15 protein-coding genes, 1 tRNA gene and 3 pseudogenes are annotated in these 26,034 nt (G+C 68.9%); 8 read left to right on the top strand and 11 right to left on the bottom strand.

Going from position 1 to position 26,034, the window contains the following annotated elements; all coding sequences use genetic code 11:
- Positions 1-168 precede the first annotated feature (168 nt).
- Together ABZX10_RS05825 and ABZX10_RS05820 are read right to left on the bottom strand one after the other, a co-directional pair.
- Entirely contained in the window at positions 169-783 is a 615-nt protein-coding gene (locus ABZX10_RS05825; RefSeq protein ID WP_355535717.1) for a hypothetical protein, read from the bottom strand.
- 238 nt (positions 784-1,021) lie between these two features.
- Positions 1,022-1,306, bottom strand: a pseudogene (locus tag ABZX10_RS05820) (PGRS repeat-containing protein); the annotation flags it as partial.
- Positions 1,307-1,924: 618 nt separating this feature from the next.
- Between ABZX10_RS05820 and ABZX10_RS05815 the strand changes: the two are divergent.
- From ABZX10_RS05815 to ABZX10_RS05805, 3 genes are read left to right on the top strand one after another with little or no spacing between them, the layout of a single operon-like run.
- Positions 1,925-5,677 (top strand): hypothetical protein, encoded by a 3,753-nt coding sequence (locus tag ABZX10_RS05815; protein WP_355535612.1) that lies wholly within the window; start codon positions 1,925-1,927, stop codon positions 5,675-5,677.
- A 4-nt stretch (positions 5,678-5,681) separates the two neighbouring features.
- Positions 5,682-10,271 carry a hypothetical protein gene (locus ABZX10_RS05810; RefSeq protein WP_355535609.1) on the top strand — a complete coding sequence of 1,530 codons (4,590 nt, stop codon included), beginning with the start codon at positions 5,682-5,684 and terminating at the stop codon, positions 10,269-10,271.
- A gap of 46 nt (positions 10,272-10,317) precedes the next feature.
- Positions 10,318-13,008, top strand: coding sequence for a VCBS repeat-containing protein (locus ABZX10_RS05805; RefSeq protein ID WP_355535606.1), 2,691 nt, complete (start codon positions 10,318-10,320; stop codon positions 13,006-13,008).
- A 10-nt stretch (positions 13,009-13,018) separates the two neighbouring features.
- Here ABZX10_RS05805 and ABZX10_RS05800 read toward each other — a convergent pair whose 3' ends face one another.
- Genes ABZX10_RS05800 through ABZX10_RS05790 form a run of 3 tightly spaced genes read right to left on the bottom strand, consistent with a single transcriptional unit; the run spans position 13,019 to position 15,719 of the window.
- Positions 13,019-14,104, bottom strand: a complete 1,086-nt coding sequence (locus tag ABZX10_RS05800; RefSeq protein WP_355535603.1) for a DNA primase small subunit domain-containing protein — start codon at positions 14,102-14,104, stop codon at positions 13,019-13,021.
- Entirely contained in the window at positions 14,105-15,133 is a 1,029-nt protein-coding gene (locus ABZX10_RS05795) for an ATP-dependent DNA ligase (protein ID WP_355535600.1), read from the bottom strand.
- Between the two features lie 55 nt (positions 15,134-15,188).
- Positions 15,189-15,719 carry a DinB family protein gene (locus ABZX10_RS05790; RefSeq protein ID WP_355535597.1) on the bottom strand — a complete coding sequence of 177 codons (531 nt, stop codon included), beginning with the start codon at positions 15,717-15,719 and terminating at the stop codon, positions 15,189-15,191.
- Between the two features lie 63 nt (positions 15,720-15,782).
- On the opposite strand from ABZX10_RS05790, the gene ABZX10_RS05785 reads away from it, so the two are divergent.
- Positions 15,783-16,748, top strand: a complete 966-nt coding sequence (locus ABZX10_RS05785; protein ID WP_355535594.1) for a YafY family protein — start codon at positions 15,783-15,785, stop codon at positions 16,746-16,748.
- A complete protein-coding gene (gluQRS, locus tag ABZX10_RS05780) occupies positions 16,748-17,605 on the top strand; it encodes a tRNA glutamyl-Q(34) synthetase GluQRS (protein ID WP_355535591.1) in 858 nt (285 codons plus the stop codon). The genes ABZX10_RS05785 and gluQRS overlap by 1 nt, the downstream gene beginning before the upstream one ends.
- A gap of 58 nt (positions 17,606-17,663) precedes the next feature.
- Here gluQRS and tgt read toward each other — a convergent pair whose 3' ends face one another.
- Positions 17,664-18,908 carry a tRNA guanosine(34) transglycosylase Tgt gene (gene tgt, locus ABZX10_RS05775; RefSeq protein ID WP_355535708.1) on the bottom strand — a complete coding sequence of 415 codons (1,245 nt, stop codon included), beginning with the start codon at positions 18,906-18,908 and terminating at the stop codon, positions 17,664-17,666.
- Between the two features lie 615 nt (positions 18,909-19,523).
- Positions 19,524-21,662, bottom strand: a pseudogene (locus ABZX10_RS05770) (MMPL family transporter); the annotation flags it as partial.
- Positions 21,663-21,950: 288 nt separating this feature from the next.
- Here ABZX10_RS05770 and ABZX10_RS05765 point away from each other — a divergent pair.
- A complete protein-coding gene (locus ABZX10_RS05765) occupies positions 21,951-22,352 on the top strand; it encodes a hypothetical protein (RefSeq protein ID WP_355535588.1) in 402 nt (133 codons plus the stop codon).
- A 133-nt stretch (positions 22,353-22,485) separates the two neighbouring features.
- Positions 22,486-22,998 (top strand): annotated as a pseudogene (locus tag ABZX10_RS05760) (DUF2306 domain-containing protein); the annotation flags it as partial.
- A gap of 151 nt (positions 22,999-23,149) precedes the next feature.
- Here ABZX10_RS05760 and ABZX10_RS05755 read toward each other — a convergent pair.
- The 3 genes from ABZX10_RS05755 to ABZX10_RS05745 form a co-directional block, all read right to left on the bottom strand.
- Positions 23,150-23,237, bottom strand: a tRNA-Ser gene (locus ABZX10_RS05755).
- Between the two features lie 46 nt (positions 23,238-23,283).
- Positions 23,284-23,718, bottom strand: a complete 435-nt coding sequence (locus tag ABZX10_RS05750) for a nucleoside deaminase (RefSeq protein WP_355535705.1) — start codon at positions 23,716-23,718, stop codon at positions 23,284-23,286.
- A 29-nt stretch (positions 23,719-23,747) separates the two neighbouring features.
- The gene (locus ABZX10_RS05745; RefSeq protein WP_355535585.1) at positions 23,748-24,266 is read right to left on the bottom strand and encodes a tRNA adenosine deaminase-associated protein; all 519 of its coding nucleotides are present in this window, start codon (positions 24,264-24,266) and stop codon (positions 23,748-23,750) included.
- A 78-nt stretch (positions 24,267-24,344) separates the two neighbouring features.
- Between ABZX10_RS05745 and ABZX10_RS05740 the strand changes: the two genes are divergently transcribed.
- Complete coding sequence (locus ABZX10_RS05740) at positions 24,345-25,313, top strand: prephenate dehydrogenase (protein WP_355535582.1); 969 nt, start codon at positions 24,345-24,347, stop codon at positions 25,311-25,313.
- A 17-nt stretch (positions 25,314-25,330) separates the two neighbouring features.
- On the opposite strand, the gene ABZX10_RS05735 is transcribed toward ABZX10_RS05740, so the two are convergent.
- Positions 25,331-25,945, bottom strand: coding sequence for a putative glycolipid-binding domain-containing protein (locus tag ABZX10_RS05735; RefSeq protein ID WP_355535579.1), 615 nt, complete (start codon positions 25,943-25,945; stop codon positions 25,331-25,333).
- Positions 25,946-26,034 lie beyond the last annotated feature (89 nt).

Here is a 26,034-nt window from a genome sequence, read left to right as displayed (position 1 = left end):
GCTCGTGCCTGAACGTGGGACGGCAAGGGTGGTACGGAACGAGCCGCATACGGCGCGGGCACCGTACCGATGACCGCGAGCCCGGTCACCGCGGCTGAAAAGAGCACCGTTCGTCTGGTCGTACTGGACATGATGATTCCTTATGTTCGCTGGTATCCCGAGGACTGTTCACTCACTGGTGCGATGCGCCGGTCGAACCGGGGGCACCATCGGCGCCGGCACTGCCCGGCGCACCTGCTGCGCCGGGTGATCCATCCGCGCCGGGTCCGCCGAAGACGGCTCCTCCGGTGCCGCCCGCGCCGCCGGCACCGCCACTGGCGCCCGCCCCGCCCGCGCCGCCGATGCCTCCCGCACCACCGGCACCCGGCGTTCCCAGGTGCGTCCACCCGTGGTCGGGGGAGTTGTGCCCGCCCGCCGCGCCTCCAGCTCCGCCGTCGCCGCCGGACGAGCCCGATCCGCCGGCGCCACCGCTGCCGCCCGCACCTCCGGCGCCACCGATTCCGCCGAGCCATCCGCCAGCTCCACCCGTACCGCCGGACGAGCCCGCCGATCCCGCGCCGCCCGGGAGTCCGTCACCGCCGCGACCGCCGCGACCGCCCGTTCCACCGGTGGCGGTGCCGCCCACGGCTCCCGGATCGACGGTTCCGCCGGATCCGCCTGCTCCTCCGGCCGCTCCGGTGCCTCCCGCGCCTCCGGCCCCGCCTGTTCCACCGCGGGCGATACCGCCTCCGACGATGGTCGCCCACCCGCCGGGACCGCCGGATCCGCCCGCTGCGCCGGCACCGCCCGCGCCGCCGGGCCGCCCCGCGCCACCCGCCGCAGAACCGGTGCCGTAGTTGTGTGCGGCTCCGCCCTCGCCCCCATTCCCACCGGCTACGCCGGGCCCTCCCGGTTGGCCCGCTGCAGCTGCGTCCTCCCCGGTGACGGTGCCCGATGTGGTCCCGGAGGCCGGCTGCCCGTTGAGCCCCGACGGAGCTCGGGCTCCGGAGGCGGTGGGGTTGACGGCATCCGTGCCCCGGACTCCCGGAGCCCCCGCGCCACCCGCGCCGCCGGCGCCGAAGAACAGCCCGCCCGTCCCGCCGTTGCCACCGTTCGCCCCCGCGACCGTGCTGTTCCAACCCGCGCCACCGTCTCCGAGAAGAAGGCCCGCGTTGCCGCCATCCGGGTGCACCGCTGTTCCCGGAGCTCCGTCAGAGATGAAGACCCGAACGATTGACGCGAACGGGTTGATCGGAGCCACCGCATCAACGAGGACGACGATGACTCGGCCGATGACGCGTCCCGCCTGTGACACAGCGCCCACCATCAGGTCGTATCCGGGCACGTGCTGAAGGAGGGAGGCGAACTGCGTGACCGCAGGCAGGGCCATCGGGCTCGGTAGCACCGAGGCGTGGTCGGGAACGACGAGGCTCGCCGAGCGTGCCGACACACCGCCTAAGACCGAGTCCGCGAGCGTCGGGGCGGTGGACCTGACGGTCCCCGTGACCGACGCGAGCCCTGCGGATCCCCGCGGCACCGCGATCGTCGTGCCGGTTATCAGGTTCGCCTGCCTGAGCGCATCGTCGACCTGTGCGATCACCGCCAGCATCGCCTGGTTGACGGGAGGCGGCATATGCCGGACCACCGAGTTCGGGGTGAGGGCGGGGGCCACAGTGGGGCCGGCCCCGGCGGGTGGCGCGAAGATCAGCACCGAACTACTTGCCACGGCCACGCCGGCGACTGCGGCCCTCCGGATTCTGCGGGACATGGTTCCTCCTCGACTGGACGTTCGGCTCCAGCCAAGCCCGTCCGGTCGAGGACGTCGCGAGTAGTCGACTACGCGAAATCCCACCGCGAAAATTCGAGTAGTCGACTACTCGTGCACCAAGGCCTCCGGGCGAGAAGGCTCGGTCGGAGAAGCTCCTACGCGTCAGGAGGCCGAATCATGCCCGACGGATATCCGCACATCTATCCCGGCGGACTTCGCCGCTCACGCGGACTGAACTGGCCGTCCGGACGCAGGTCCGATCGATCGATCTCCATCGACGTGGTGCGCGGCGCGGATCTGCTTGCGCTGGCGGTCGAGTTCTTCGAGGTCGAGTTGTCGGTCGAAGCCGGAACGCCCGTCATTCGCGCCGTTGACGAAACAGCGGCCCGCATGATCGTTGGGTTCTCCTACCAGCACGGACAGGAGGCGGCGCACTTCGTCACCGATCGCAATGGGCCGGCGACGTACGAGGTGGTGGACGGCTTCCTCGACCGCAAGCACCCGATCACGCCGCCATTGGCAGCGTTGTCTCGTCCGGTGACCCCGGTCGCCTATCAGCCGGCGAGGGCGAGCCGCCTCACCTTCCGGATCGGACCCGACGACCGGATCGAGTTCACGCGCACCGGGATTCTCGCCGCGATCCGCACTCTCGAGCCGATTCTTCCCCAGGCCGCTCGACCATCCGGTGTGGCGGGCGCGGTCTCCGCCTCATTCGACACCCGCCCGTCGCTCCTCTGGGTAGGACCGGACCTGATCGGCCGGTACACCGGGGCCGGACTGGTCATCGCCGCGGCGACCGCCGCGGACCGTCGCGCCCTTCCCGCCCCCGCCACCCGGGCAGAGGCGGCGGAAGTGTTCGCACGCAACATGGATCTGATCCGCAACGTCGGCGGCACCGTCCGCGTGGAGTCGGGCCATTCGCTCACCGCCGGGCTGCGGGATCTGCTCGGATTGAAACGCGTCGTGCACCTTCCCGGCGGACCACGTCTGCCGATCCCGATTCCGCCGATCCGCGACGAATGGTGGAAGCACCCGGGCGCGGTGTCCCTTCCCCCGCGGTGGGACGAGACCGCCATCGAGGCACCGTATCGTCTGGTGATCGCGCCGTCCCAGGACGGCGTCTGGACCCACGCCGACGGCACGGTGGACGACGGGGCCGGTGGTGGCGCCGTCGAGCTGTGGCACAGCCGATTGGCGACGCGCGTCGACGGCGCAGTGTCCGAGTCCCCACGCAGCGACCGCATCGTCCGGGCCGTCTGGACGCGCGACCGCGACCTCTACCCGAACTGGATCGAGACCGACCCGCCGATGACTCCGAGCAAGGACGATCCGTTCCAGGCCACGGGTTCCCTCACACCGAGGGATCGGAACTGCCTCGTTCGGCAGACATCCGAACACTGGCCGGGGATCGACGAGCCGCGCTCGGTGCGACCCGTGGCTGCGGATCGACTGTGGCTCTCGGCGCTCGGTGCGTGGCTCGACCTGCACGGCGCGTGGTACACGAAGGAGTACTCGGCATCGCACCTGCGCGCCAAGGGCGGCCTGAGCTCGATCCTCGCCTGGGACCACATCGCCCCGCAGGGTCGCGACCAGTACGTCCGGGTGGTCTACCCCGGCTACCTGTACCCGCTCGGACACGCCGCCGCACTGGTGAAGGTCACCGAACGCCAGGTGTCGGGCCCAGGACAGGGAGTCGACGCCGGGCCGACCGCGTCGCTGTACCAGCGGATGTACATCGTGGTCAGCGAGCGCAGCCGCGACTACCCCGACACTCCGGCCTGGCCGTTCAGCAGAGTCGACCTAGGACCGGCCACCTCGCCGCCGATCCTCAAACCCTCCGACGAGGAGGTCTTCTGGCCACGGCTCGCCGAGACCACCCCGGTGATGTTCGATCTGCGCACCACCGATCGGGTGGGACGCGAACAGGTGCTGCACGCACCGTTGCTCTGGGTGGCGGAATCGGTTGCGCCCGCTGATGGTCGAATCGGGCAGGCGTACAACGGCGCCGACCCGTCCTGGCGCAACATCGCCGCCCACGGACAACGCGTCGGGTTCACACGCGACACCGGCTCGGTCAACCCCACGCAGGCCTTGCGGTTCACCGGAACCGCCGCACAGGGCGACAGCGTCCCCCGGCTGGAGTCCGCGGACATCACCGTCGAAGCCGCGGCGCGGTTGGCTGCCACCCCGCCGCTCACGGTTCGGTATCGAGTCCCCGGTCCGGACGCCGGCGACCAGCGCGACGCCCCGTGGCCATCGGCCGCGGTATCCGACGATGTCTGGGCGGTGGTCGATGCGAAGACCGCGGGCAAGCCGGAGGTCATCTCGTTCGGCACCCCCGCCGCCGGCAGTGACCGGGCCGGTGGATTCGTCACGCCGAACCTGCCCGCCCGGTTCCTCTCCTGCGCGAAGGGCGCCATCGGCACCCCGAAGGACGCGCTCGACGGGAGCTTGCAGGATCCGGCAGCGTTCTTCGCCGGGGCACTGCCGCGGCTGTTCGGGTTGGTCGACCTGGCTGCGCTGATCGCACCCCGCTCCCCGCTCCCCGCCATGGTCACCGAGCAGCTCACGGCGGTCGCGGCGCTCGTGCAACAGATCGACCGGGGAACCGCTCTCGCGGAGCAGCTCGCGGCCGATGCGCCCGGCAAGGTTCTTGCCGAGGCCAACGCTCTACGCGCGCAGCTGGAATCGCTCACCGGGCTCCTCTCCCAGGCCGTCGGCGCCGGGGCCGATCCGAAGATCCCCGAGCTCACCACTGCGGTCACCGATGCCCGCAACGCCCTTGCCACCCTGCTCTCCGAGCCCGAGGTCCCACCCCAGGGCCGCAGCGCGCTCAGGGCCCTCGACGGTGCCCTCGCGGCAGCAACCGACATCGCCACAGTGATCAACGCGATCGGCGCACACCCGAGCTTCCGGTACGAGTTCCGCCCGACGTTGAAGACCACCTGGAAACTGCCCACCGGCGCAACCATTCTCGAGCTCGAGAAAGGTGGCTTCACGCTCTCGGTGACGGGCGAGGTGACCGGGAACGGCACCGTCACCATGCGATCGTCGGCGGAGTTGCGGAACGTCACCCTGCACCTGATCGGAGCCGAAGACGAAAAGTTCTTCCCGCTGATGCGGGTGAAGGTGAAGAACATCTCCTTCGTCGCGAGCACGTCCGGCAAGCCCGAGATCGACGTGAAGATGGGCGAAATCGCCTTCCTCGGCATTCTGGGATTCGTCGACCGACTGCGGCGACTGATCCCGCTGGACGGCTTCAGCGATCCACCGTTCGTGGACGTCGACACGAGCGGCGCCCGAGCCGGGTTCACGCAGGCCATCCCCAATCTCGCGATCGGCGTGTTCAATCTCAGCAATGTCTCGCTCGGCGCCGACGTGCAGATCCCGTTCCTGGGCAAGTCGCTCAGCGTCGGCTTCAACTTCTGCACCCGCGAGCGACCGTTTGCACTGACGGTGCTGTGCCTCGGGGGCGGCGGATGGTTCGTCGTACGGCTCGCGCCGGACCGACTGACGTTGCTCGAGGCCGGCCTCGAGGCCACCGCCGCATTGGCGGTCGATTTCGGAGTCGCGTCGGGATCGATCTCGGCATCGATCGGCGTCTACCTGCGGCTCGAGGGTGACGGCGGGCAGCTCGCCGCGTACTTCCGGATGCGCGGCGAGGTCAGTGTTTTGGGCCTGATCTCGGCGTCCATCGAGCTCTACCTGGAACTGTCCTACGACTTCCACACCGGCAAACTCGTCGGCTACGCACGGATCACCGTGCAGGTATCGGTCGCCTTCTTCTCGCAGAGCGTGAGCATCGAGTGTCGTCGACAGTTCGCCGGTTCCAACGGGGACCCGACGCTCGCCGAACAGGTCCTCGAAGCCGATCGCTCCGCACCGGCCTGGGACGAGTATTGGAACGCATTCGCGGTGGAAGGGTTGTGAACTGATGGCCGAGAACTTCATCGCGATCGCCCTGCCTCATTCCACCCGAGATGACGACCGGTTCCACGTCTCGGTGTTCATCAGCCCGAAGCTCGACGGTGCCGACCACCTCGGGGACTTCCCCACGTTCGCTGAGTGGACCGCGGTAGTCGCCGACAGCCTCCGGGTGAACCTGCTGTGCAACGGCACTGCCGTGCCTGCGCGCCCGCTCTTCGAGGCGCGAGGCGACATCCTCGAACCCGGTCTCTGGGCGGCGTTGTTCCCATCCGACACACCGGTCCGGTTCAATGACGTGCCCGACCTGTACGACAGTCCGTGGGGCACCTTCGATGCCGCAGCAGTCCACGACCTCGGTGCCATGGTGGGGCTGCTGACCGCCGCGTCGTCGATCGAGCGCCCGCCAGCCCCGTTGCAGCACCCGCTCGGACCGGCCCTGTTGGCCGAGCTCCGCAGGCCCCGGCGCGGTCATCGTCAGGGGTTCCTCCCCACCGAGAAGGACGCGACCGGGAGCCCCATCCGGCTGACCGTGGACGACGAGGGATTGACCGCGGAGTACGACAGACGCATCGGGCTGGGTGACATGCCAGACGGTGACCTGCGCCGGCGCCCGATCCGGGAGGCGCACCTGGACGAACGCGGTGCTGTCGGGGTGATGCTCGAGCGCCTCCACGAGGCGCGCCGCCATTACGACCGCCCGGACACGAAAACGCCGTATACGGCGACGCCCGTACCGGCTGCTCCGCTGCCTCCACTGCCTGCACGGGACCCGGAGTTCCACGAACGGATCGGAGCGCTCGGCGATCATCCCGATCTGCTCCGCCGGCTCGGGTTGGTGATCGATCTCGCAGTGCTCGAACCGGGATCGCTGCGCACCGCCGACTGGATCTCCGCCGAGATCACCGTCGGCGACGTGACCGGCGCGGCGCCGCGCACCGTCTGCCGCTCCACCCTCGACGGTGCCCTCGTGACGGTGCCCTCCGACGTCGACTGGACCGATGGCGCATTGGCAGTGGGGGATTCGTCGCACTTCTCGGTGTTGGACGCCGATGCCGACGGTACCGCTCTGAAGACCGATCAGTACGTCCGGCTGCTTCCACGACTGACGTTCGCCGAGTACAACGGCGAGCAGGTCGACGCGGCATCACCGGCGTTGCGTTCCAGCGGGTTCACCGTCGTGCGTACCGGGAGGGCCGATACGGTGCGCAACAGCCTTCCTCGTCAGAAGGAGTTGCGCGACACGGTGGGTCTGGGTGCGGAACTGTTCAGTGAGGACGTCGCTCGCGGTATCCGCGTGGAGGCGATGGACACCGCGGACGGAATCTGGCGATCATTGCATGCCCGCACCACCACGGTGACTCTGCTCACCGACGGGACCGAGCGCGATCTCGGTGCCGGTCATGGTTTCCTCCAGGGCGGCCCCGTCGAACAGGGAATGACCCCCGACAAGAAGCCGGAGGACACCGTGCACGCGCACGAGGCCGTCTTCGGATGGGAGGGCTGGAATCTGTCCGTGCCACGGCCGGGCCGGCGTATCGACAACGTCCCCCTGCTCCGGCCGGACGGTACGCCTCAGCTAGATGAGCACGGCCACCCGGCGATGCGCGAGCAGGTGCTGCCGGACCCGACGGCAGCGGACCGCCCGACCAACCCCCTGACCTTCCGGCACCGTTCGGTTCCGGGCACGCTTCCCGCGTTGCGATACGGTCATTCCTACGCGTTCCGGGCGTGGATGGTGGACCTCGCGGGCAACGTACGCCCCGAGCCCCCGGTCGACACCGACCAGGATGCAGCCGAAGCCCACTGGCGAGGACTCCTCGAATCGGTCGGTCCGGGTTCGTTCGCGGCCGAGCAGATCGCGGCGTGGAGCTCGCTGTCGAGTCTCGGAGAGCGCCTGGGAGCGGTCGGTTCCGGGCTGCTGCAGCACGCGCAGGACGCCATCACCTCCCCGCCCCTCGGACCTCCCGTCCCGGCGCTCCCCGAACCGGTCCACGCCGCCATCGCGGCCCGGTTCGCCGCACGACTCGGCGTCATCCGTGATGTCATGACGCCGAGCACCACGCCCGGGAGCAAGCTCACCTCCGCTGCGCGGGACGTTCTCCGACAGGCGTACGCGGACGACTTCGGCGCGCTCGCCGAGACGGACCCACGGGTCCTCTCGCACGTGCTGGCAACGCAATTCGCCCGTCTCTACGGCGGGCAGGACAACGACTACGCCTTCCGGGACGGAAGGCGCACCGTCACCGTGCCGCGCCCGTACCTGAGGTGGGATCCGGTGCAGCCCCCGACCCTCGTGCCCAGGAGCCGGTACTCCTCGGCCGAGTCCCAGCGGGTGATGGTGATCAGGTCCTCGGTGGAGCAGGACCCCGAGACCTTGGCGATCACCGTGACGACGACGGGCGAGGTCAACCAGCGGCTCGTGGTGCCGCCCAAGGTATCGCAGGTGCAAGCCGAGCACCACGGTGCGTTCGATGCGATGGTCCGAGGCGAGCGCACCGCCGGTGACAGGTCCGCAGGGATCCGCCTCGCGCTCGGCGCGGCACTGAGGGAGAGCGGATCGATCACGGACCCTCGGATCGCACGAATCTCCGACCCGGGCGTCTTCGACGAGTTGCCGAAGGGCACCCTCGTCGTCGAACTCGAGCCGGGTGCGGACGAGCAGGACCGGGTCGAACTTCCGCTGCCCCAGGGTGAACCGATGCCGGCCAAGCAGTACGTGCGGCATCCGGGGACGCCGATGCGAGTTCCCTACCTGCCCGATCCGCTCGTTCGCGGAACCGCGTTCCAATTCCCGGACGCGCAACTGTCCCCTGCGCTCGAACCGCCGTTCGGCATCGAAGGTTTCAGCCTGGACTATCCGTCCGACGCCGCGGTCTGGCCGGAGGCGTCCTCGGCGCAGATCACGCTCACAGGTACAGCCTTCCCCGACCGGCCGACTGCATCCGCAGCGAACGGCGAGGCCCGATTCGTCATTCCCGCGGGCGCGACACTGCGGGTCCGCGTCTCATCTTCCCTGCGCGAGGGAGCACCCGATCTACTCGGCAGCTGGCGCGCGCAGCCCGAGTCCCTCCGCGACCTGTCCGGCATGCTCACCGCTGCCCACGACGGCTACCTCTGGTCGCTCACGCCCGCGGAGGAGGTGCGCCTGGTCCACGCCGTGAATCGGCCCGTCGTAGCACCGACAATCCTGAGCCTGGAAGCCGGCCGCACCGATGCCTCGACCTACGCGAACATCTACGGAAGCATCGTGGTTCACGGAGGCAGCACCGGAGACCTCTGCCTTCGCGGCAGCTGGACCGATGTGTCGGACGATCTCGCAAGCGCCGGGCCCGTGCGCACGTCCAGCACCGTCGATGCGTTCAGGACCGCCGTCGAGGAGACGGAACGACTGGCACTGCTGTGGTCGCGCGACGACCTGCCCGACGGGGACGTCGCCTGGCCCGAGGACGCCACCGTCCGCCTGCACGGAACGCGCCACGACTTCGGCGATACCAAGCATCGCGACATCGACTACCGATTCATCGCCTCGAGCCGATTCCGGGAGTACTTCCTGCCCGAGGATCCGGCCGACCCCCAGCCCGAGACCCATGTGATGAGCGCGTCTATCCGGGTATCGGTTCCCTCGTCCTCGCGGCCACCAGCACCACAAGTTCATTCGGTGGTCCCGCTGTTCCGCTGGTCGACGGACAGACCGTACCAAGTTGGTCAGCCACTCGCGCTCCGGCGGGATCGTCGCGCGGGAGTGCGGATCTACCTGCACCGGCCGTGGTTCGGCTCAGGCGACGGTGAGCTCCTCGCTGTTCTGCTGTCCCCCAGCCCCGGAAACGGCGGTACCGGACCGCACTCCCGCTGGGCGGCCGATCCGATCTGGGAGACCGAGTCCGCGTTCGACGGTGACCTGCACGGGTTGACCATGACGGACTTCCTGACCACGGCCGGCCTGGATGATCGACGCGATCCGTCCGAGCCGTGCCGGATCGGGCCGCATCTGGACGCTCCGGCCGGCCCCGACTCGACCTACCGCGTCACCGCACTCGGCTACGCACCCCGGTACAACGCCGATCGCCGGCTCTGGTTCGTCGACGTCGCGCTTCATCCACGGGACGCGGCGTGGCCGTTCCTCCGGTTGGCCGTGGCTCGGTACCAGCCGGACAGTATCGCCGGCTGCGAGCTCTCCGCGCCGACGGTCTGCGACTTCTCCCCGATCCCACCCGAGCGCACCCTCCACGTCACGCAGGTGGATGACGGGGCCGTCCGAGTGGCCGTCGCCGGTCCCTCCGCGACTCGCCTCGGCGGCTCCGAGCGGGTCCTCGTCGCCACTCTGCAGGAACGCGTTCCGGATCTCCCCGGCGACCTCGGTTGGCGGTCGATCGCCCATGCCGAACTGGCCGATCTGGCTACCTCCGGAGGCCCGGTCAGGCAGTGGTCAGCGAAACTGACCCCACCCGCGGGGACCGGCATCCGAACGCCCTCCGGTGGATCAGGATGCCGGGTGACGGTGGAGGAATGGGAGCGCTTCCCCGGTGATCCGGACCAGCCCGGTGGGGACCCCCGGTGGGAACAGCGCCTCGTGTTCGCCGACGAGGTCGAGCTGTGACAGATTGCGCGCATCCCCGCCACCCCCAACCATCGGAAGCAGCGAAATGACCACTCTCAGAACCGTATCAGCCGACCGCGATGACATCATCATCACGACACAATCGGGCTGGGGCGTGATCGGATTCGACGGACGCAACCTCGATGCGCCGTACTTCGCCCGCAACGGCTCCCGCATTGGCGATTGGCTACTGGGCAGCACCGAATGTGTAGTCCGAGCGCGTGCCGATCTTGACGGGGACGGAATCGGAGAGGTTCTCCTGTCCAGCCCGTGGGGATTGGGGGTACTGAAGGCGCGCGGACGCCAGATGACGAGCATCGCGATGGCCCAGAACGGTTCACGCGTCGGCGGCTGGGTGGTAAACACGGCAACCGACACGATACAGGGATCCGGGGATATCAACGGTGATGGCCGCGAGGAACTCCTCGTTACCAGCGACTGGGGGCTTGGGCTGCTGAGTTTCAACGGTCGCCTGACAACACTAATGCTGGCCCCCAACGGAACCCGATTCGGACAGTGGTTGCTCAACACCGCGGATAACAATTTTGTAGCAATCGCCGACTTCACTGGGGCCGGACGCGCACAGGTCCTCGTCACGAGCCCTTGGGGGCTCGCCGTACTCGGCTGGATCGGCGGAGCTCTCACTACCGTCACCGCGATTCCTAACGGTATCGATCTCGGTGGCTGGCGCCTCGACACCACACAGGACAGGATCGAGTGTGTGGCGTACTTCGACGGACGCGGCGTTGCGCGAATTCTGGTGAACAATCAGCGAGGACTGGCGATACTGGGTGTCGACGGCTCCACCCTCAAGGCGATCGCAGTCGTGGACGACGGCGCCAACCTCGGCGGCTGGGCTCTCGACTGCCATGACAATCAACTCAGCCTGGCAGCCGACTTCTACGGATACGGCCGTTCCGACCTTCTCATCACCGGAAAATCGGGCATCGCGATCGCGGGGATTGACAGCGGCACCTTGCGCACATCCGTCGTCGTATCGAATGGCACTCGGCTGGGCCAGTGGCTTCTTAACACGCGGGACAACCGATTCGCGATCGCCGACCTTGACGGGGATGGCCACGATGAGATCTTCGTCTCGAGCCCATGGGGCGTCGGAGTCCTAGCCCGGGCCGGCATGAACTTCGAGTCTCGTGCCACGCATCCGAATGGGAACGCACTGGGCGCGTGGACCACATCGACGAGCGATGCTGACTTTATCGCGACCCCGCAGACTGCGACCGCGATTATCATGTGGCATCAGCATTGGCATTCGGCAGTGGACAACACCGCCGCTGTCTTGCGGACCCGGGGATACAAGACGATCGTGACGCAGTCAGAGGACTTCGGCCTCACGGCGCTCCGCCGCGTCGCATTGACGTGTCGCCCATCCGACCGCGTATTCGTGTATCTAGCAACCCATGGGGCCTCAGCCCGCGCCTACTCCGACACCGGCACTGAAGCGTGCGACACACATTCGATCCTAGTCGGGCTACCCGCCACAGATGACCCGAAGGGCTTGGGCACAGAAGCGTGGGTCGACTACGGCGAGCTCAGGAGGATATTCGAGCGCATCGCTGCTTCAGGCTCTGAACTGAGCGTCTTCGACGGGTCCTGCACCGGAGGCGAGGCATCCCTGGCAGCAATCGGACAGCGCTACTCGGCGTTGTCCACTGTCGCAGTTTTCTCACCGGGAGCCACATTCACACCCGACCCCTCAGTCCTCATGAACGCCACCGCTCGGCCGGCATCGTTCGGTTTGTGGTGGAGCCGACAGAAGGTCGCCAGCCTCATGACTGCTCAAGTTCCCCACAGATTGCCGCAGAAAATATACCGCAATGACGAGACCCAGATCAACCGCGCTTCCCTGTTTTATCGATCAGCAATAGACCTGTACGAAACGATCGCCGGACCGTGGTTCTTCGAAGACGGCCGTTGCGAACTGTTCAAATATGTTTACCGCGACAAGTGGTCCGCATTCGATCATTCAAAGCAGGCTGAATTCACAGTTCCGCTCGAGCAATACCTGTCCACCCGTTTGGCGCCGATGATTGATCTCGAACCGACTGTAGACGACCTTCGAACCGTTCTTACCGACACTTCTATCGTCGCCCGGGCAGCCGAGGTGTATGCTGAATTCTTCCCATCTTCGTGGCAGACGATGTTCGGAGATCTCACGTGGAATATCAAGACCGAGCCCGTACGCGTCAGCCCCTGGGGTACACCTATCGAACCCGGACGGTTCACTGGAACCGACGGATTTCACCGCCTGGTACGCGCGGTCATTACTGGCATCGACTCGCTGAAGACTCTGTGCGACGAGCAGATACAGCTGCTCCGCCAACTGGACGCGCGCGTGACGCCCAGTATCATTCACACTCAGACGGTACCGATTTCGGATCCGAGTACCACCAGAGCTGCAAGCGTTCTCTCGCAAATCGAGTTCAGCCGAGTTGCGGAATTCGAGATGCAACACATTAAGTCGATTCTCCGAGGAATGCCTCGCGACCTGGCTGGTACTCCGGACTACACTCGTCAGCTCGTCGATGCGCTTGGCGAACTTGTGCCGACCGAACATGTATCTTTAGGTACGAAAGATCTAGCGGCTCGCATCTACGCGATTCAGATCGCCAGCATCCCGGTGAAGGATCACCTGCTGTACGAGCTGACTATCGTCGAAGAAGCCGTCTCACGAGCTACCAGCCGGCAAACGGAACCCGGTGATCTCGTGAGATTCTGACTCAGCGAATTCAAAGTCGGTTGCCCTCGGCGTCCCAGTGCTCGGCGACCTTCTTGCTGGGCTGCACACGGGGCGGCTCGCCGGGCATCTTGGGGTAGTCGGGCGGGTAGTTCAGTTCAACGGGGTGCTGCTCCCACAGCTCCAACAGCGGCGTGAGGTCGTGCGCGACCTCGTCCATGTCGGCCCACGGGTTCCCGTCGGCGAGGCGCTCGGGCACGGTGAACAGGTTGAGCTCGTGGGGATCCCGCAGCTCGGCGAGTGCCTCCCAGGTGAGCGGGGTGGAGACGGTGGCGCCCAGCACGGCCCGCAGCGACCAGGCGGAGGCGATGGTGCGGTCGCGGCTGTTCTGGTTGTAGTCCACGAAGATCCTTGCCCCCCGCTCCTCCTTCCACCATGCCGTCGTCACTCCGCTGTCGCGCTTCTCCAGCTCGCGGCCGAAGGCGATCGCGGCGTGCCGTACGTCCACGAAGTCCCAGCGCGGCGCGATGCGGATGAAGACGTGCACGCCGCGATTGCCCGACGTCTTGCAGTAGGCGCGCAGGCCGAGGTCGCCGGCGAGTTCGCGCGCGATGCCGGCGACGCGCACCGCGTCCCGGAAGTCCGTGCCGGGCTGCGGGTCCAGGTCGATCCGCAACTCGTCGGGATGGTCGACGTCGGCGCTGCGTACCGGCCACGGATGGAAGGTGATGGTGCCCATCTGCGCGCACCACACCGGGATGGCGATCTCGGAGGGGCACAGCTCGTCTGCGGGGCGGCCGGACGGGAACGCGATGCGCACCGTCCTCGCGTAGTCGGGCGCGCCGCGCATCATCCGCTTCTGATAGAAACCGTCGGCGTCGTTGTCCTTGGGCCCGACGGCCAGCCTGCCTCCGGGATGGACGCCGCCCGGCCACCGCTCCAGCGCGGTGGGGCGGTCCCCGATGGCGGCGAGCAGCGGCTCGCCGACCGCCGCGAAGTACTGCGCCACCTGGAGTTTGGAGACCTCGGGGGTGAGGTCGGTGGCGGGGTAGATGATCCGGTCCGGGCTCGAGACCCGGACGGTGCGGTCACCGTCGGGCCCCGGGACGACGACCTCCGCCGCCGGCGTCTTGGCCATCTACTTCCCTTCCTGCAGGACGTCGTCGAGGTCGTAGTTGACCGGGACGTCGAGCTGCTCGTACCCACAGCTCGACGGTTCGCGGTCGGGGCGCCAGCGCTTGAACTTCGCGGTATGCCGCAGGCGCATGCCCTCCATCTGGTCGTAGTCGAACTCGACGACGAGCTCGGGACGCACCGGCACCCACTCCCCCGTCTTCTCCGCGGAGGACCAGCGGTTCGGCTCGCCCTGCGCCGACTCCGCGGTGCGCATCGGCTCGAGCAATTGCAGGTACTCCTCGCGCTTGGCCGCGGTGAACGCGCCGATCCCGCCGATCGAGAGCATCTCGTCGTCCCGGTACAGCCCGAGTAGGACGGACCCGACGGCGTTCGGCTGCGACTTGTGCATCCGGTAGCCGATGACCACCGCCTCGGCGGTGCGGGCGTGCTTGACCTTGATCATCTCGCGCTTGCCGGGCAGGTAGTGCCCGTCGATCCGCTTGGAGATCACCCCGTCGAGGCCGGCGCCCTCGAACCGTTCGAACCAGTCGGCGGCCACGGCGGCGTCGGTGGTGACGCGGCTGATCTTGCAGGTGCCGGTGCCGGCGTAGGCGGACTCGAGGACCTCGCGCCGCGCGGTGAAGGGCTTACCCATGAGGTCGACGTCCGCCATCGCGAGCGCATCGAAGCCGATGAAGATCGCCGGCGTCTCCTCGGAGAGCTTGGTGATCCGCGACTCCGCGGGATGGATCCGTTGCGAGAGCGACTCCCAGTCGAGCCGCTTGCGGCCCTCGCGATGCGCCGCGACGGCGATCTCGCCGTCGAGCACGCACCGCTCCGGCAGCTCCGCACGCGCGGCGGCCACCACCTCCGGGAAGTACCGCCCGAGATCCTTGCCGCTGCGCGAGCCGATGAACACCTCGTCACCGTCGCGGAAGATCAGGGCGCGGAAGCCGTCCCATTTCGGCTCGTGCGAGTAGCCCTCGCCCGGCACGGCCTTCGCGGCCTTGGCGAGCATCGGGTCCAGCGGCGGGTTCACGGGGAGGTCCACGCGTCCGATCGTAGGCGGGGCCACCGACACGTGACCCCGCCGTGGGGAAATCCCGCTATCCCATGCTCTTCTGGCCGTCGATCGCCTCGCGGATGATGTCGGCGTGGCCGGTGTGCTGCGCCGTCTCCGCCGCGATGTGCAGGAAGACGCGGCGCACCGACCAGAAGACGCCCGGCGGCTGCCACGGCGCCTCGGGCAGCTCGTAGGACGCGTCCAGATCCGCGGTGCGCACCATCTCGTCGGTGATGGCGCCCGTCCGCTCGTATTCGGCGAGAGCCCACTCGAGGGTCTCACCGTCGACCAGCCGGAAGCCGTTCTGGAACGCCTCGATCTGCCCGTCGGCGGGGTTCTCCCAGTCGATGTCTGCCATCACGTGGCCCTCGCCCTTCGCGAACTGTTGCCACCCCTTCTCGACCGCGGTGACGTGCTTGATCAGCCCACCGATCGTCAGCTCGCTGACGGTGCTACGGGTGGTCGCCTGCTCGTCTGTGAGGTTCTGCGCGGTGAACCGGAGGAAGTGCCTGCGACCCGCGAGGAGGTCGAGGATGTCGGTGCGCTCTGCGGAGATGTTCTGTGTCTCGGTCATGTCTAGAAGGCTATGAGGTATTAGTGTCAGTTTCTGTCCGTAATGGAAAACACACTGGAAGACATGGCGAACACGAGCTCCCGCACCCTGCGACTGCTGTCCCTCCTGCAGACGCACCGGTACTGGCCGGGCGGCGAACTGGCCGACCGGCTGGAGGTCTCCGTCCGCACCCTGCGGCGCGACATCGAGCGGCTGCGCGATCTCGGCTATCCCGTCAACGCCACCCGCGGCGTGGACGGCGGCTACCAGCTGGCCGCCGGTGCCGCCCTGCCGCCGCTGGTCCTCGACGACGAGGAGGCCGTGGCGATCGCCGTGGGCCTGCAGACCGCGGCGCAAGGCGGGATCGCCGGCATCGCCGAGACCTCGGTGCGCGCGCTCGGGAAGGTCGCGGCGGTGATGCCGCCGCGACTGCGTAAGCGGGTCGAGGCCCTGGGCGCCGTCACCCAGCCCGCGGGCCTGCCGGGCGGCCCCTCCGTCGACCCGCGGATCCTCACCGGCCTCGCCGAGGCCTGCCGGGCTGAGGAGCGCATCGAGTTCGACTACACCGCCGCCGACGGTGCCGCGACGCAGCGCCTGGCCGAGCCCCTGCGGCTGGTGCCACTGGGGCGGCGCTGGTACCTCGTGGCATACGACCTGCATCGTCACGACTGGCGCAGCTTCCGGCTGGACCGGATGGACGCACCGTCACGCACCGGCGTCCGGTTCCGGCCCCGCGAACTGCCCGCCGCCGACGCCGCGGCGTACGTCCGCCGGGCGGTCGGCCAGCGGACGCCGGGATACGCGATCGAGTTCCACGTCGACGCCCCGGAGGATCGGGTCCGGGCCGCCATCGGCCGGTACGCCCGGATCGAGCCCGACGGTGCCACCACCGTCGTCCGGATGGACGCCGACTCCCTGGACTGGGCCGCGATGGCGATCGCGGTCCTGGGCGCCGAGGTCACCGTCGTGCGGCCGCCGGAGCTCGTGGACCACGTCGCGGGCTGGGCCGACACCCTCGGCCGCGTGCGCAGCGTTCGTAGACTCGAGTGATGACAGCGGGACGGTACGCCCCCAGCCCCTCGGGCGACCTGCACATCGGGAACCTGCGGACGGCGCTGCTCGCGTGGCTCTTCGCCCGGTCGACCGGGCACGAATTCCTGCTCCGCGTCGAGGATCTGGACACCGGGCGCAGCTCCCGGGCAGCCGAGGCAGGGCAGCTGGCGGACCTCGCGGCCATCGGGCTGGACTGGGACGGCGCCGTGGTCCGGCAGTCGGAACGCAGCGACCTGTACGCCGCCGCGATCGCGGAGCTCGATGTGTACGAGTGCTACTGCACGCGCAGGGAGATCCTGTCGGCGCCGTCGGCGCCGCACGCCCCCGAGGGGGCCTATCCGGGGACGTGCCGCGATCTCACCGAGGCCGAGCGGGTGGTCCGGCGGCGGGATCGTCCGGCGGCGTTGCGACTGCGCTCCACGGTCGACGAGTTCACCGTGACGGACGTGCTGCGCGGCGAATACACCGGCGCGGTCGACGATTTCGTGCTCCGCCGAGGCGACGGCACCTACGCCTACAATCTGGCGGTGGTCGTCGACGACGCCGCCCAGGGCGTCGATCAGGTGGTCCGCGGCGACGATCTGCTCTCCTCCGCGCCGCGCCAGGCGTACCTCACCACCCTGCTCGGCGGCGCGCCGCCGACCTACGCGCACGTGCCACTCGTGCTGGGCCCCACCGGCGTCCGGCTCGCCAAGCGCGACGGTGCCGTCACCCTCTCTCGGCGCGGCGGGCCCGCCGTGGTCCTGCCGGAGATCGCCGCGAGCCTGGGGCTGCGCGGGGGCACCCCGCAGGAGATGCTGGACGGCTTCGACCCCGCGCAGCTGCCCCGGGCGCCGTGGACCCTCCCCCTCTGAGCCGAAGACTTCGGTCACGCCCCCGGATCCCTGGGGTTCGTGACCGAAGCGTTCCGGCCTAGTCGGACTTGGCGAGGTGGTGCTGGGTGCCGCGGTAGTAGCGACCCAGGAACTCCTCCTTGAACTCCCAGTACGTCCCGTCGAGCATCGACTGCCGGATCTTCGCGACCAGCGAGACGATGAACTGCTCGTTGTGGATCGTCGCGAGCGTGGCCGCGAGGCCCTCCTTCGCCTTGAACAGGTGATGGATGTACGCGCGGGTGTACTGCGACGTGAAGTTCTCGGTCTCCGGGTCCAGCGGACGGAAGTCCGTCTTGAACCGCGAATTGGTGACGTTGTAGCGGCCGTCCAGCGAGTAGATCGCGCCGTTGCGCGCCACCCGCGACGGGGACACGCAGTCGAAGGTGTCGATGCCCTGCTCGACCGCGGCGAAGATGTCGTCCGGCTCGGAGATGCCCAGCAGGTGCTTCGGCTTGTCCTCCTCCAGCTCCTGGTTCACCCAGCGCACGATCGTCGACAGGTTCGCCTTCTCCAAGGCGCCGCCGATGCCGTAACCGCCGAAGCCGAGACCGCCGGACAGTCGGTCCTCGTCGCTCAGGGCGCGCAGGTCCTTCGCCGCCTTGCGCCGGAGGTCCTCGTACTGCGCACCCTGTACGACGCCCCACAGGGAGATCGCGTCGTGCCGCTGCGCCGTGAGCCAGTTGTGCTCGGACAGGCAGCGGCGGGCCCACAGGCGGGTCCGCTCCAGTGACTCCACCTGGTATGCACGGGAATTGTGCAGGGTGGTGAGCTCGTCGAAGGCGAAGATGATGTCGGCGCCCAGCTGATGCTGGATCTGCATCGACACCTCCGGGGTGAACCGGTGCTCGGTGCCGTCGATGTGGCTGCGGAAGGTGACACCGTCGTCATCGACGCGCGAGAGGCGGTCCTTGCCCTCCGCGATGGCGTCGTCGCCCTGGAGCTCCTCCCCGCCGTTCATGTCGATGACCTTCTTGAACCCGGAACCCAGCGACATCACCTGGAAGCCACCGGAATCGGTGAAGGTCGGGCCGTCCCAGTTCATGAACTTCCCGAGCCCGCCGGCCTGCTCGACGATGTCCGGACCGGGCTGCAGGTACAGGTGGTAGGCGTTCGCGAGCACCGCCTGCGCCCCCAACTCCGAGACCGCCTCCGGCAGCACCGTCTTCACCGTGGCCTTGGTACCCACGGGAATGAAGGCGGGCGTGAGGATCTCACCGTGCGGGGTGAGCAACCGACCCGCACGGCCCAGCGGACCGTCGGGCCCCTCGAGGCGCCCGTCGATGTCGAAACGCGTGGGGTCACTGATGTGTTCGCTCTGCAGGCGAGTCCGGCTCGCCATGGACCGGTAGTCCGACCGCAGCGCACTGAGCTCCGCCGCGATCACCTTGTTCTGCTCGCGCAGCTGGGCGATCTCGTCGAAGGTCCGGTCGCCGCGCGGGCGTCCGACGATCGGTCCCGTGGTCGTCTGCTCGGGCCGCGGAACACCGGGCCGCGCCACCGGGTACTCCCCCGTGTCCTGCGCAGTGGGCTCGGGCGCCTCGGCCTGCGTGGCCTGTTCGACGGTGGCCGGCTCGTCCTTCGCGAGCGGCACCAGGGGAACGGGGCCCGTGGGCGCGTCCGAGGGACGAGCGACGCCGTTCGCGTGCCCGTTGAAGCCGTTGGTGTCGACGCTGTCGACCCCGTTGAGCTGCTGCACGCGGGCCTTGCCGCGGGCGTGGACGTCGGTGGGGCCTGCGGCGACGAGTTGTTCAGTGGGGACCGGGATCTCGGCGGTAGCCGGGGCGGGGAAGGCGACGGTGTCGGCCCCCGCATCTCCACGGCCGAGCATCGCGACGAGCGCCTCGCCCTCGATGTCGACGTTCGGCAGGAGCTTGTCGAGCCACTTGGGCAGCCACCACGCCCACCTGCCGAGCAGCATCATGATCGACGGGATGACGACCATCCGGACGACGAACGCGTCGAGCAGCACGGCGGCGGCCAGGCCGAAGCCGATCTCCTTGATGAACACCTGGTCGTTGAGCATGAACGAGGCGAACACCGAGATCATGATGATCGCCGCCGCGGTCACCACGCGGGCGCCGTACTGCACGCCCGTCACCACGGATTGCGTGGCATCGCCGGTGTGGGTGAACTCCTCCCGCATCCGGGAGACCAGGAAAACCTGGTAGTCCATCGCCAACCCGAAGACGATGCCGATCATGAAGATCGGTAGGAAGGCCACCAGCGGCTGCGTGTTGTCGATCCACCCGAGCGCACCGTCGGTGAAGATCGCCGAGGTCACGCCGAACGTGGCGACCACCGACAGCAGGAAGCCGAGCGCCGCCGTGAGCGGCACCAGGATCGAGCGGAAGGCGATGAGCAGCAGCAGGAACGCGAGGCTCACCACGATGATGAGGTAGGGGACGATGGCGCCGCTGAGCTTGTCCGAGACGTCCATCTGGATGGCTGTCGTGCCGGCCACGCCGACGTCGACGCCGAGCCTCTGCGCGGTTCCGTCCGGGCCGTTGGGCAGGTTGCGCAGGAGCTTGACCAGCTCCTTCGTGTCGTCGTCGTTCGGGCCCGATTTGGGCGTCACGATCACCGTGGCCGCCTGCGCGTCGGGGCCGAGTTGCGCGATCTGCGCGTTCGCCACGTACTTCGACATCGCGGGATCGGTGTTGAGCGCGGTGACGATCTTCCCGTAGGCCTGCAGTCGCTGCTTCGGGTCGGCCTTCGATCCGTCGAGCGCGACCAGCAGGGTGCCGTTGGCGCCCTTGCCCCAGCCCTCGGTGATCAGGTCGTAGGCCTTGCGCTCCGACGTGGACTTCTCGCTCATGCCCGAGCTCGGCAGGGCCGTCTTCATGTCCTTCATGGGGATCGCCAGAATGCCGAGCACCGCGACGCCCGCGATGAGTGTGACGACCGGGACCTTCTTGACGACGTGCGCCCAGCGCAGGCCGTTCGCGACCCTGCCCTCGCCCTGGTCGGTGTCCTGCGGGTGCAGGCCCTTGACCCGGCCCGCGAAGACCTTGGAGCCGAACAGGCCCAGGAGGGCGGGCAGCAGCGTGATCGCGACGACGACGGCGACAGCGACGCCCCACGCCGCGGCGACGCCCATCTGGCCCAGGAAGTCCATCCCGATGAACGCGAGCGCGGCGAGCGCGATGATCACCGTCAGCCCCGCGAAGATCACCGCGGATCCGGCCGTGCCCACCGCGATACCCGCGGCCTCCGCCCGCTGTTCCCGTGTGGTGGCGCCGAGGCGTCGGAGCTCGTGCCGGTAGCGCGAGACGATGAACAGCGCGTAGTCGATGGTGACGGCCAGGCCGATCATGGACGTCAGCACCGTCGGGAAGGAGCCGAGCTCGACGAAGTGCGTGGCGATCATGACGCCGCACAGTGCGACGGGCACCGCGATGATCGCGTTCAGCAGCGGCAGGCCCCACGCCACGAGCGAGGCGAAGGTGATGATGAGGACCACGGCGGCGACCAGCATGCCGATCATCTCGCTCGTGCCGTCCATGGGCTCCATGCCCTTGGTCGCGGAACCGTCGGCCTCGACCTGCAGCGACCCGCCGGACGCGTCCTGACCCGCCTGCATCGCGTCCTTGATGTGCTGCGGCGTCTCCTTGGGCAGGTCCGTGACCTTGCCGTGGAAGTTCACGGTGACCTTCGCGGTCTTGCCGTCAGGACTGACCGTCGAGAGCACCGCCGCGTCGGCCTGCTTCTGCGGTTCGGTCTTCGTGGAGGCGATGTCCTTCTGCTGCTCCGCCATCGCCGCGGCCTTCTGCTTCTCAGCCTCACTGAGCGTCGACGGGTCCAGCTTGACCGTGGGGTTGTGCAGCAGCTCCGGATCGGTGACCAGCTGCTTGTTGTCGCCGTCCGTCAGGGCCTTGAGATCGGCGATCGTCTTGTCGATACCGGCGGAGTTCCCGGGGTCCGACAGCGTGCCGGTCTTCGCATGGAAGACGATGGTGGCGGAGGCGGAGGTGAACGGATCGTCGCTGGAGCCGCTCATCTTGTCCCGGATGATGTCGGTGGCCTTCTCCGACGCCATGCCCGGCAGCGAGAACTTATCGACGGTGGGCTTGCTCAGTGCCCCGGCGCCGAGCCCCATGGCGACGAGCAGCAACAGCCACACGGCGATGACCTTGAATCGGTTGAGGTAGGCGAACCTACCCACCCGGTACAGAAACAGTGCCATGGAGGTACTCCGAGTCGTCGAGGCGCGAGGGCTGCGTGTTACGAGTCGCTGTCGAGTGTACCGATGGTTTCCGTCCGCAATAAAGTCGCTGACCGGCAGTTTTGTGAGGCTCATCACCGAGACGCAGGTACTGTGCACGGTATGACCGCCTTTCAGCGCATCGCAACGCCTGTCACAGCCGTCGCAGCCGCCACAGCGTGCGGCCTCTTCCTGGCCGGCTGCGGCAGCTCCTCCGACTCATCCACCGCCCCCGCGCCGTCCGGCGCACCGTCGGCCACCACGACCGCGGCCGCCGCCGAGACCCGCGCCGAGATGTGCGGGCAGACCCGCGGCCCCGACGGGGCCCTGTACGTGCACGCCCTCGGGACCGCCAAGGTCGACTGCGCCGAGGCGATGCGCGTGGCCACCGCGTTCGGGCCGAAGATCGCGACAGGGCAGCCCGTCACCGTCGAGGGCTGGAACTGCACCTTCCCGACGACCCCCGGCATGCTCGCGCGCTGCGACAACGGGGGCAGGGCGATCGGCTTCTTCACCTCCCACTGACGTCCGCGAGCGCGGCGGCCATGATCCGACCGCGGAACGGCGAGTGCGGCGAGGTCTCTCACCCGAGCGGACTACGCAGCGCCACCCGTGCGAGTGATCCGCCCACGCGCGGACGACTCCTAGCGTTCCGAGCATGAAGAAACTGCTGGTCGGCGCCCTGGTGGTGCTCGTCTTCCTCGCCTACTCCCTCCCGCCCTACCTCACGGGCGGTAGCCGCGTCCCGCTCGACGACCAGCCGAACTGGTACTACGGGCTCCTCGTCGGGCACATCCTGCTCGGGTCCGTCGCGATGCTCGCCGGGCTGGTCCAGCTCGGCCGGCGCTGGTTCGCGCGCTACCACTGGATCGCCGGCCGGATCTACGTCGCGTGCGCGCTGCCCGTCGGGCTCGCGGCCATCGCGATCGGCACCGTCACACCCTTCGGGCCGGTGAATGCCGCCTCCAACGTCACGCTGGGCTCGCTCATGCTGCTGTTCACGGCGCTCGGCGTCCGCGCGATCGTGGGCGGCGACGTGTCCGCGCATCGACGCTGGATGCTGCGCAGCGCGGCGCTGATGTACTCGGTGATCATCAACCGGATCCTGGGGCCGGTCTCGTTCCTCGTCCTCGACGCCGCGGGCGTGCCGGAGTCCTTCATGGACTCGTGGGGGCCGGCGATCGTCGCCTGGCCGAGCTGGCTGATCGCGATCGGCTTCTGCGAGTGGTGGCTGCGGCGCACCCCGCGGGGCCGCGCGGCCGGCACGCCGCCCCAGAACGGAGAGGCCCTCTCCGACCGGGGTCGGAGAGGGCCTCTCTCGGCGGTGGCGGGGGGATTTGAACCCCCGGTACGGGGTTACCGCACACAACATTTCGAGTGTTGCACCTTCGGCCGCTCGGACACGCCACCGCCGGAGTACTTTACCGGAAGTCGCCCCGGGAGATAAATCGGCAGGTCAGGACCGGTGCGGCTGAAAGAAGTCGTGCAGCAGCGCCGCGCACTCCGCCTCGCGGACCCCGCCGCGCACCGTCACCCGGTGAGTGACGCGCGGGTCGCGCACCACGTCCCAGACCGAGCCCACCGCGCCGGTCTTGGGTTCGAAGGCCCCGAAGATCAGGTGCTCGATCCGGGCGGAGACCAGCGCGCCCGCGCACATCGCACACGGTTCGAGGGTCACCGCGAGGGTGCAGCCGCCGAGGCGCCAGCCGTCCCCGAACCGGGCCGCCGCGGCCCGGAGGGCGAGGATCTCCGCGTGGGCCGTCGGGTCGCCCAGCTGTTCCCGACGATTCCCGGCGAGCGCGAGCACGGCACCGTCGGGCGCGAGGACCGCAGCGCCGACCGGCACGTCGTCGGGCCCCGAGAGACCCGCGGCCTCGAGCGCGAAGCCCATGGCCGCGCGTTCGGCGTCCAGCAACGCCACTAGCCGAGCGAGTCCAGGACCGCGCCGAGCTGGGAGTCGAAGCCGAGGCGCTCGGCGATCACCTGGAGCTGCTCGTCCGGGTACAGGTCGGGATCCGCGAGCAGGACGCCGAGCTCCTGCTCCCCCAGCCCCAGATCGCCGAGGATCGCCAGGTCGCCCTCGGGCCAGGGGTCGGTCTCCTCGATCTCCTCGGGGTCGATGTCGGGCACGTCGATGTTGAGCCGCTCGAGCGCCTGCTCGGCGAGCTCGTCGAAGACGGCGGCGGTGGCGTCGGAGAGCAGCAGTCGTGTGCCCGAGGGACCGGGCCGGACGACGACGAAGTACTCGTCGTCGACGTTGAGCAGGCCGAAGACCGCGCCGGTGACGCGCAGCGCCTTGATCTCCTGCTCGGCCTTGGCGATGCTGCCCAGGGCTCCGGGGTCGAGGAGGTGCACGGTCCAGGTGGTCTCCTCGCGGGTCACTGCCACGGCGTAGCCGTCGGTGTCGTCGTAGCGCTCCGGTGAGGTCTGTGCGGCCATGGGTGAAACCGTATCCGCAAACGCCCGTCCGCGACACGTCCATCCGGCTTCCGAACGCGGCTGTGGAACGCTGTCGGGGTGTCTGCGCAGCGTGCTCCTCATTCCGCCGTCCCCGTGTGCGTCCTCGGCCTCGGCCTGATCGGCGGCTCGATCCTGCGGGCCCTGGGCCGCGCCGGTCGCCCGGCGTACGGCTGGAACCGCTCCGCCGCCGCGGTCGACGACGCCGACGCCGCCGGCTTCGACGCCTCGTCCGACCTGGTCGCGACCCTGCGTCGGGCCGATCAGGGCGGGCACGTGATCGTGGTCGCCGTCCCCGTCCCGGCGCTCGACGGCGTGCTGGCCGCCGTCGCGGAGCACGCCCCGAACGCGTGGCTCACCGACGCGGTGAGCGTCAAGGGGGACGTCGCGCGGCGGGTCGCCGCAGCGGGCCTGACGGGGCGGTACGCCGGCGGCCATCCGATGGCCGGGACCGCCTTCTCCGGCTGGGAGGCCACCGACGCCACCCTCTTCGACGGTGCCACCTGGGTCGTCACCGCCGACGATGACACTCCCACGCACGCCTGGCGGCTGGCCGCGACGGTGGGCCTGGACTGCGGCGCCGTCATCGTGCCCGCGGGCTCCGCGGAGCACGACGCCGCTGTGGCACGGATCTCGCACTCGGTGCACGTGGTGGCCGAGGCCGTGGCCATCACCGCAGAACTGGATCCCGCGGCCAAGCAGCTGGCCCACTCGCTGGCGGCGAGCAGCTTCCGGGATGTCACGCGGGTGGCGGGCACCGCACCGTCGCTGGTGAACGCCATGTGCGAGGCCAACGCCGAGGCCCTGCTCGACGCCCTCGACGACACGATCGCCGAGCTGACCGCGGCCCGCGCCGAACTGGCCGAACGCGGCACGGTCGGGACGATCACCGAGCGGGGCTACGCGGCGCGCAAGCGGTACGAGAACGCCCGCCGCACCCCGATCGCTCCCGTACTCGACGGGGCGGGGTGGCAGCGGGCGCTGCGCGAGGCCGGTCACGCGGGTGGCGTGATCACCTCTCTGGACTGAACGCCGCTCGCGGCGACCTACTCGACGCGGGTCGACAGGCCCGGGTAGTCGACGACGAAACCATCGGCGTCGACGGAGACCTTGGAGCTGCTGATCGGCGAGATCACCGTGATGCCGTCGGCGGCACCGTCGTAGTTGATGACCGTCTCCTTGACCGCGAGGCTGGGCAGATCCACGTACACGACCGGCACGTCGATGTCCTCGGGATGGCTCTGCAGGTCGAACCGGCGGATCGTCAGGGCGTTGAAGAACGCGGACTTGAGCACGTCCACGCTCAGGGCGCCGGAGAAGAAGCCGCGCTCGGAGCCCTGCGCGCCCTGCACCAGCCAGTGGTTCTCGCCGTCCCGGGCGATGGTCACCTGGGACTCACCGGCTGCCGTCAGGGCGTGCACCGACAGCCGCTTGGTGACGCCCTCGTCGTCGGTGACCAGGTCGTAGGAGGCGTTGAACGCAGGACTGTCGCCCGTCGGCGCCGAGATGATCCGGCCATAGGCCTTGATCCGGTCGCCACTGAGCTGCACCCGGACGGACTCCAACAGGTTCCCGTCCGCGGACCGCCAGGTCAGGATCCGGGGCCAACTCGCCCCGGTGATCACGGTGGCCACGGCATCTGCGGAAGAAGGCGTACTCACGCCTTCCACGGTAGACCCTGCCGTTCGGCGCGAACGAACCACTGTGGCGAGCGCTTGCGCGACCGCGAACCTGTGCGCGTTGTCACAGG

This window comes from Tsukamurella sp. NPDC003166 (assembly GCF_040611135.1).
Taxonomy (GTDB): Bacteria; Actinomycetota; Actinomycetes; order Mycobacteriales; family Mycobacteriaceae; genus Tsukamurella.
This window is presented reverse-complemented; position numbering and strand designations above follow the sequence as displayed.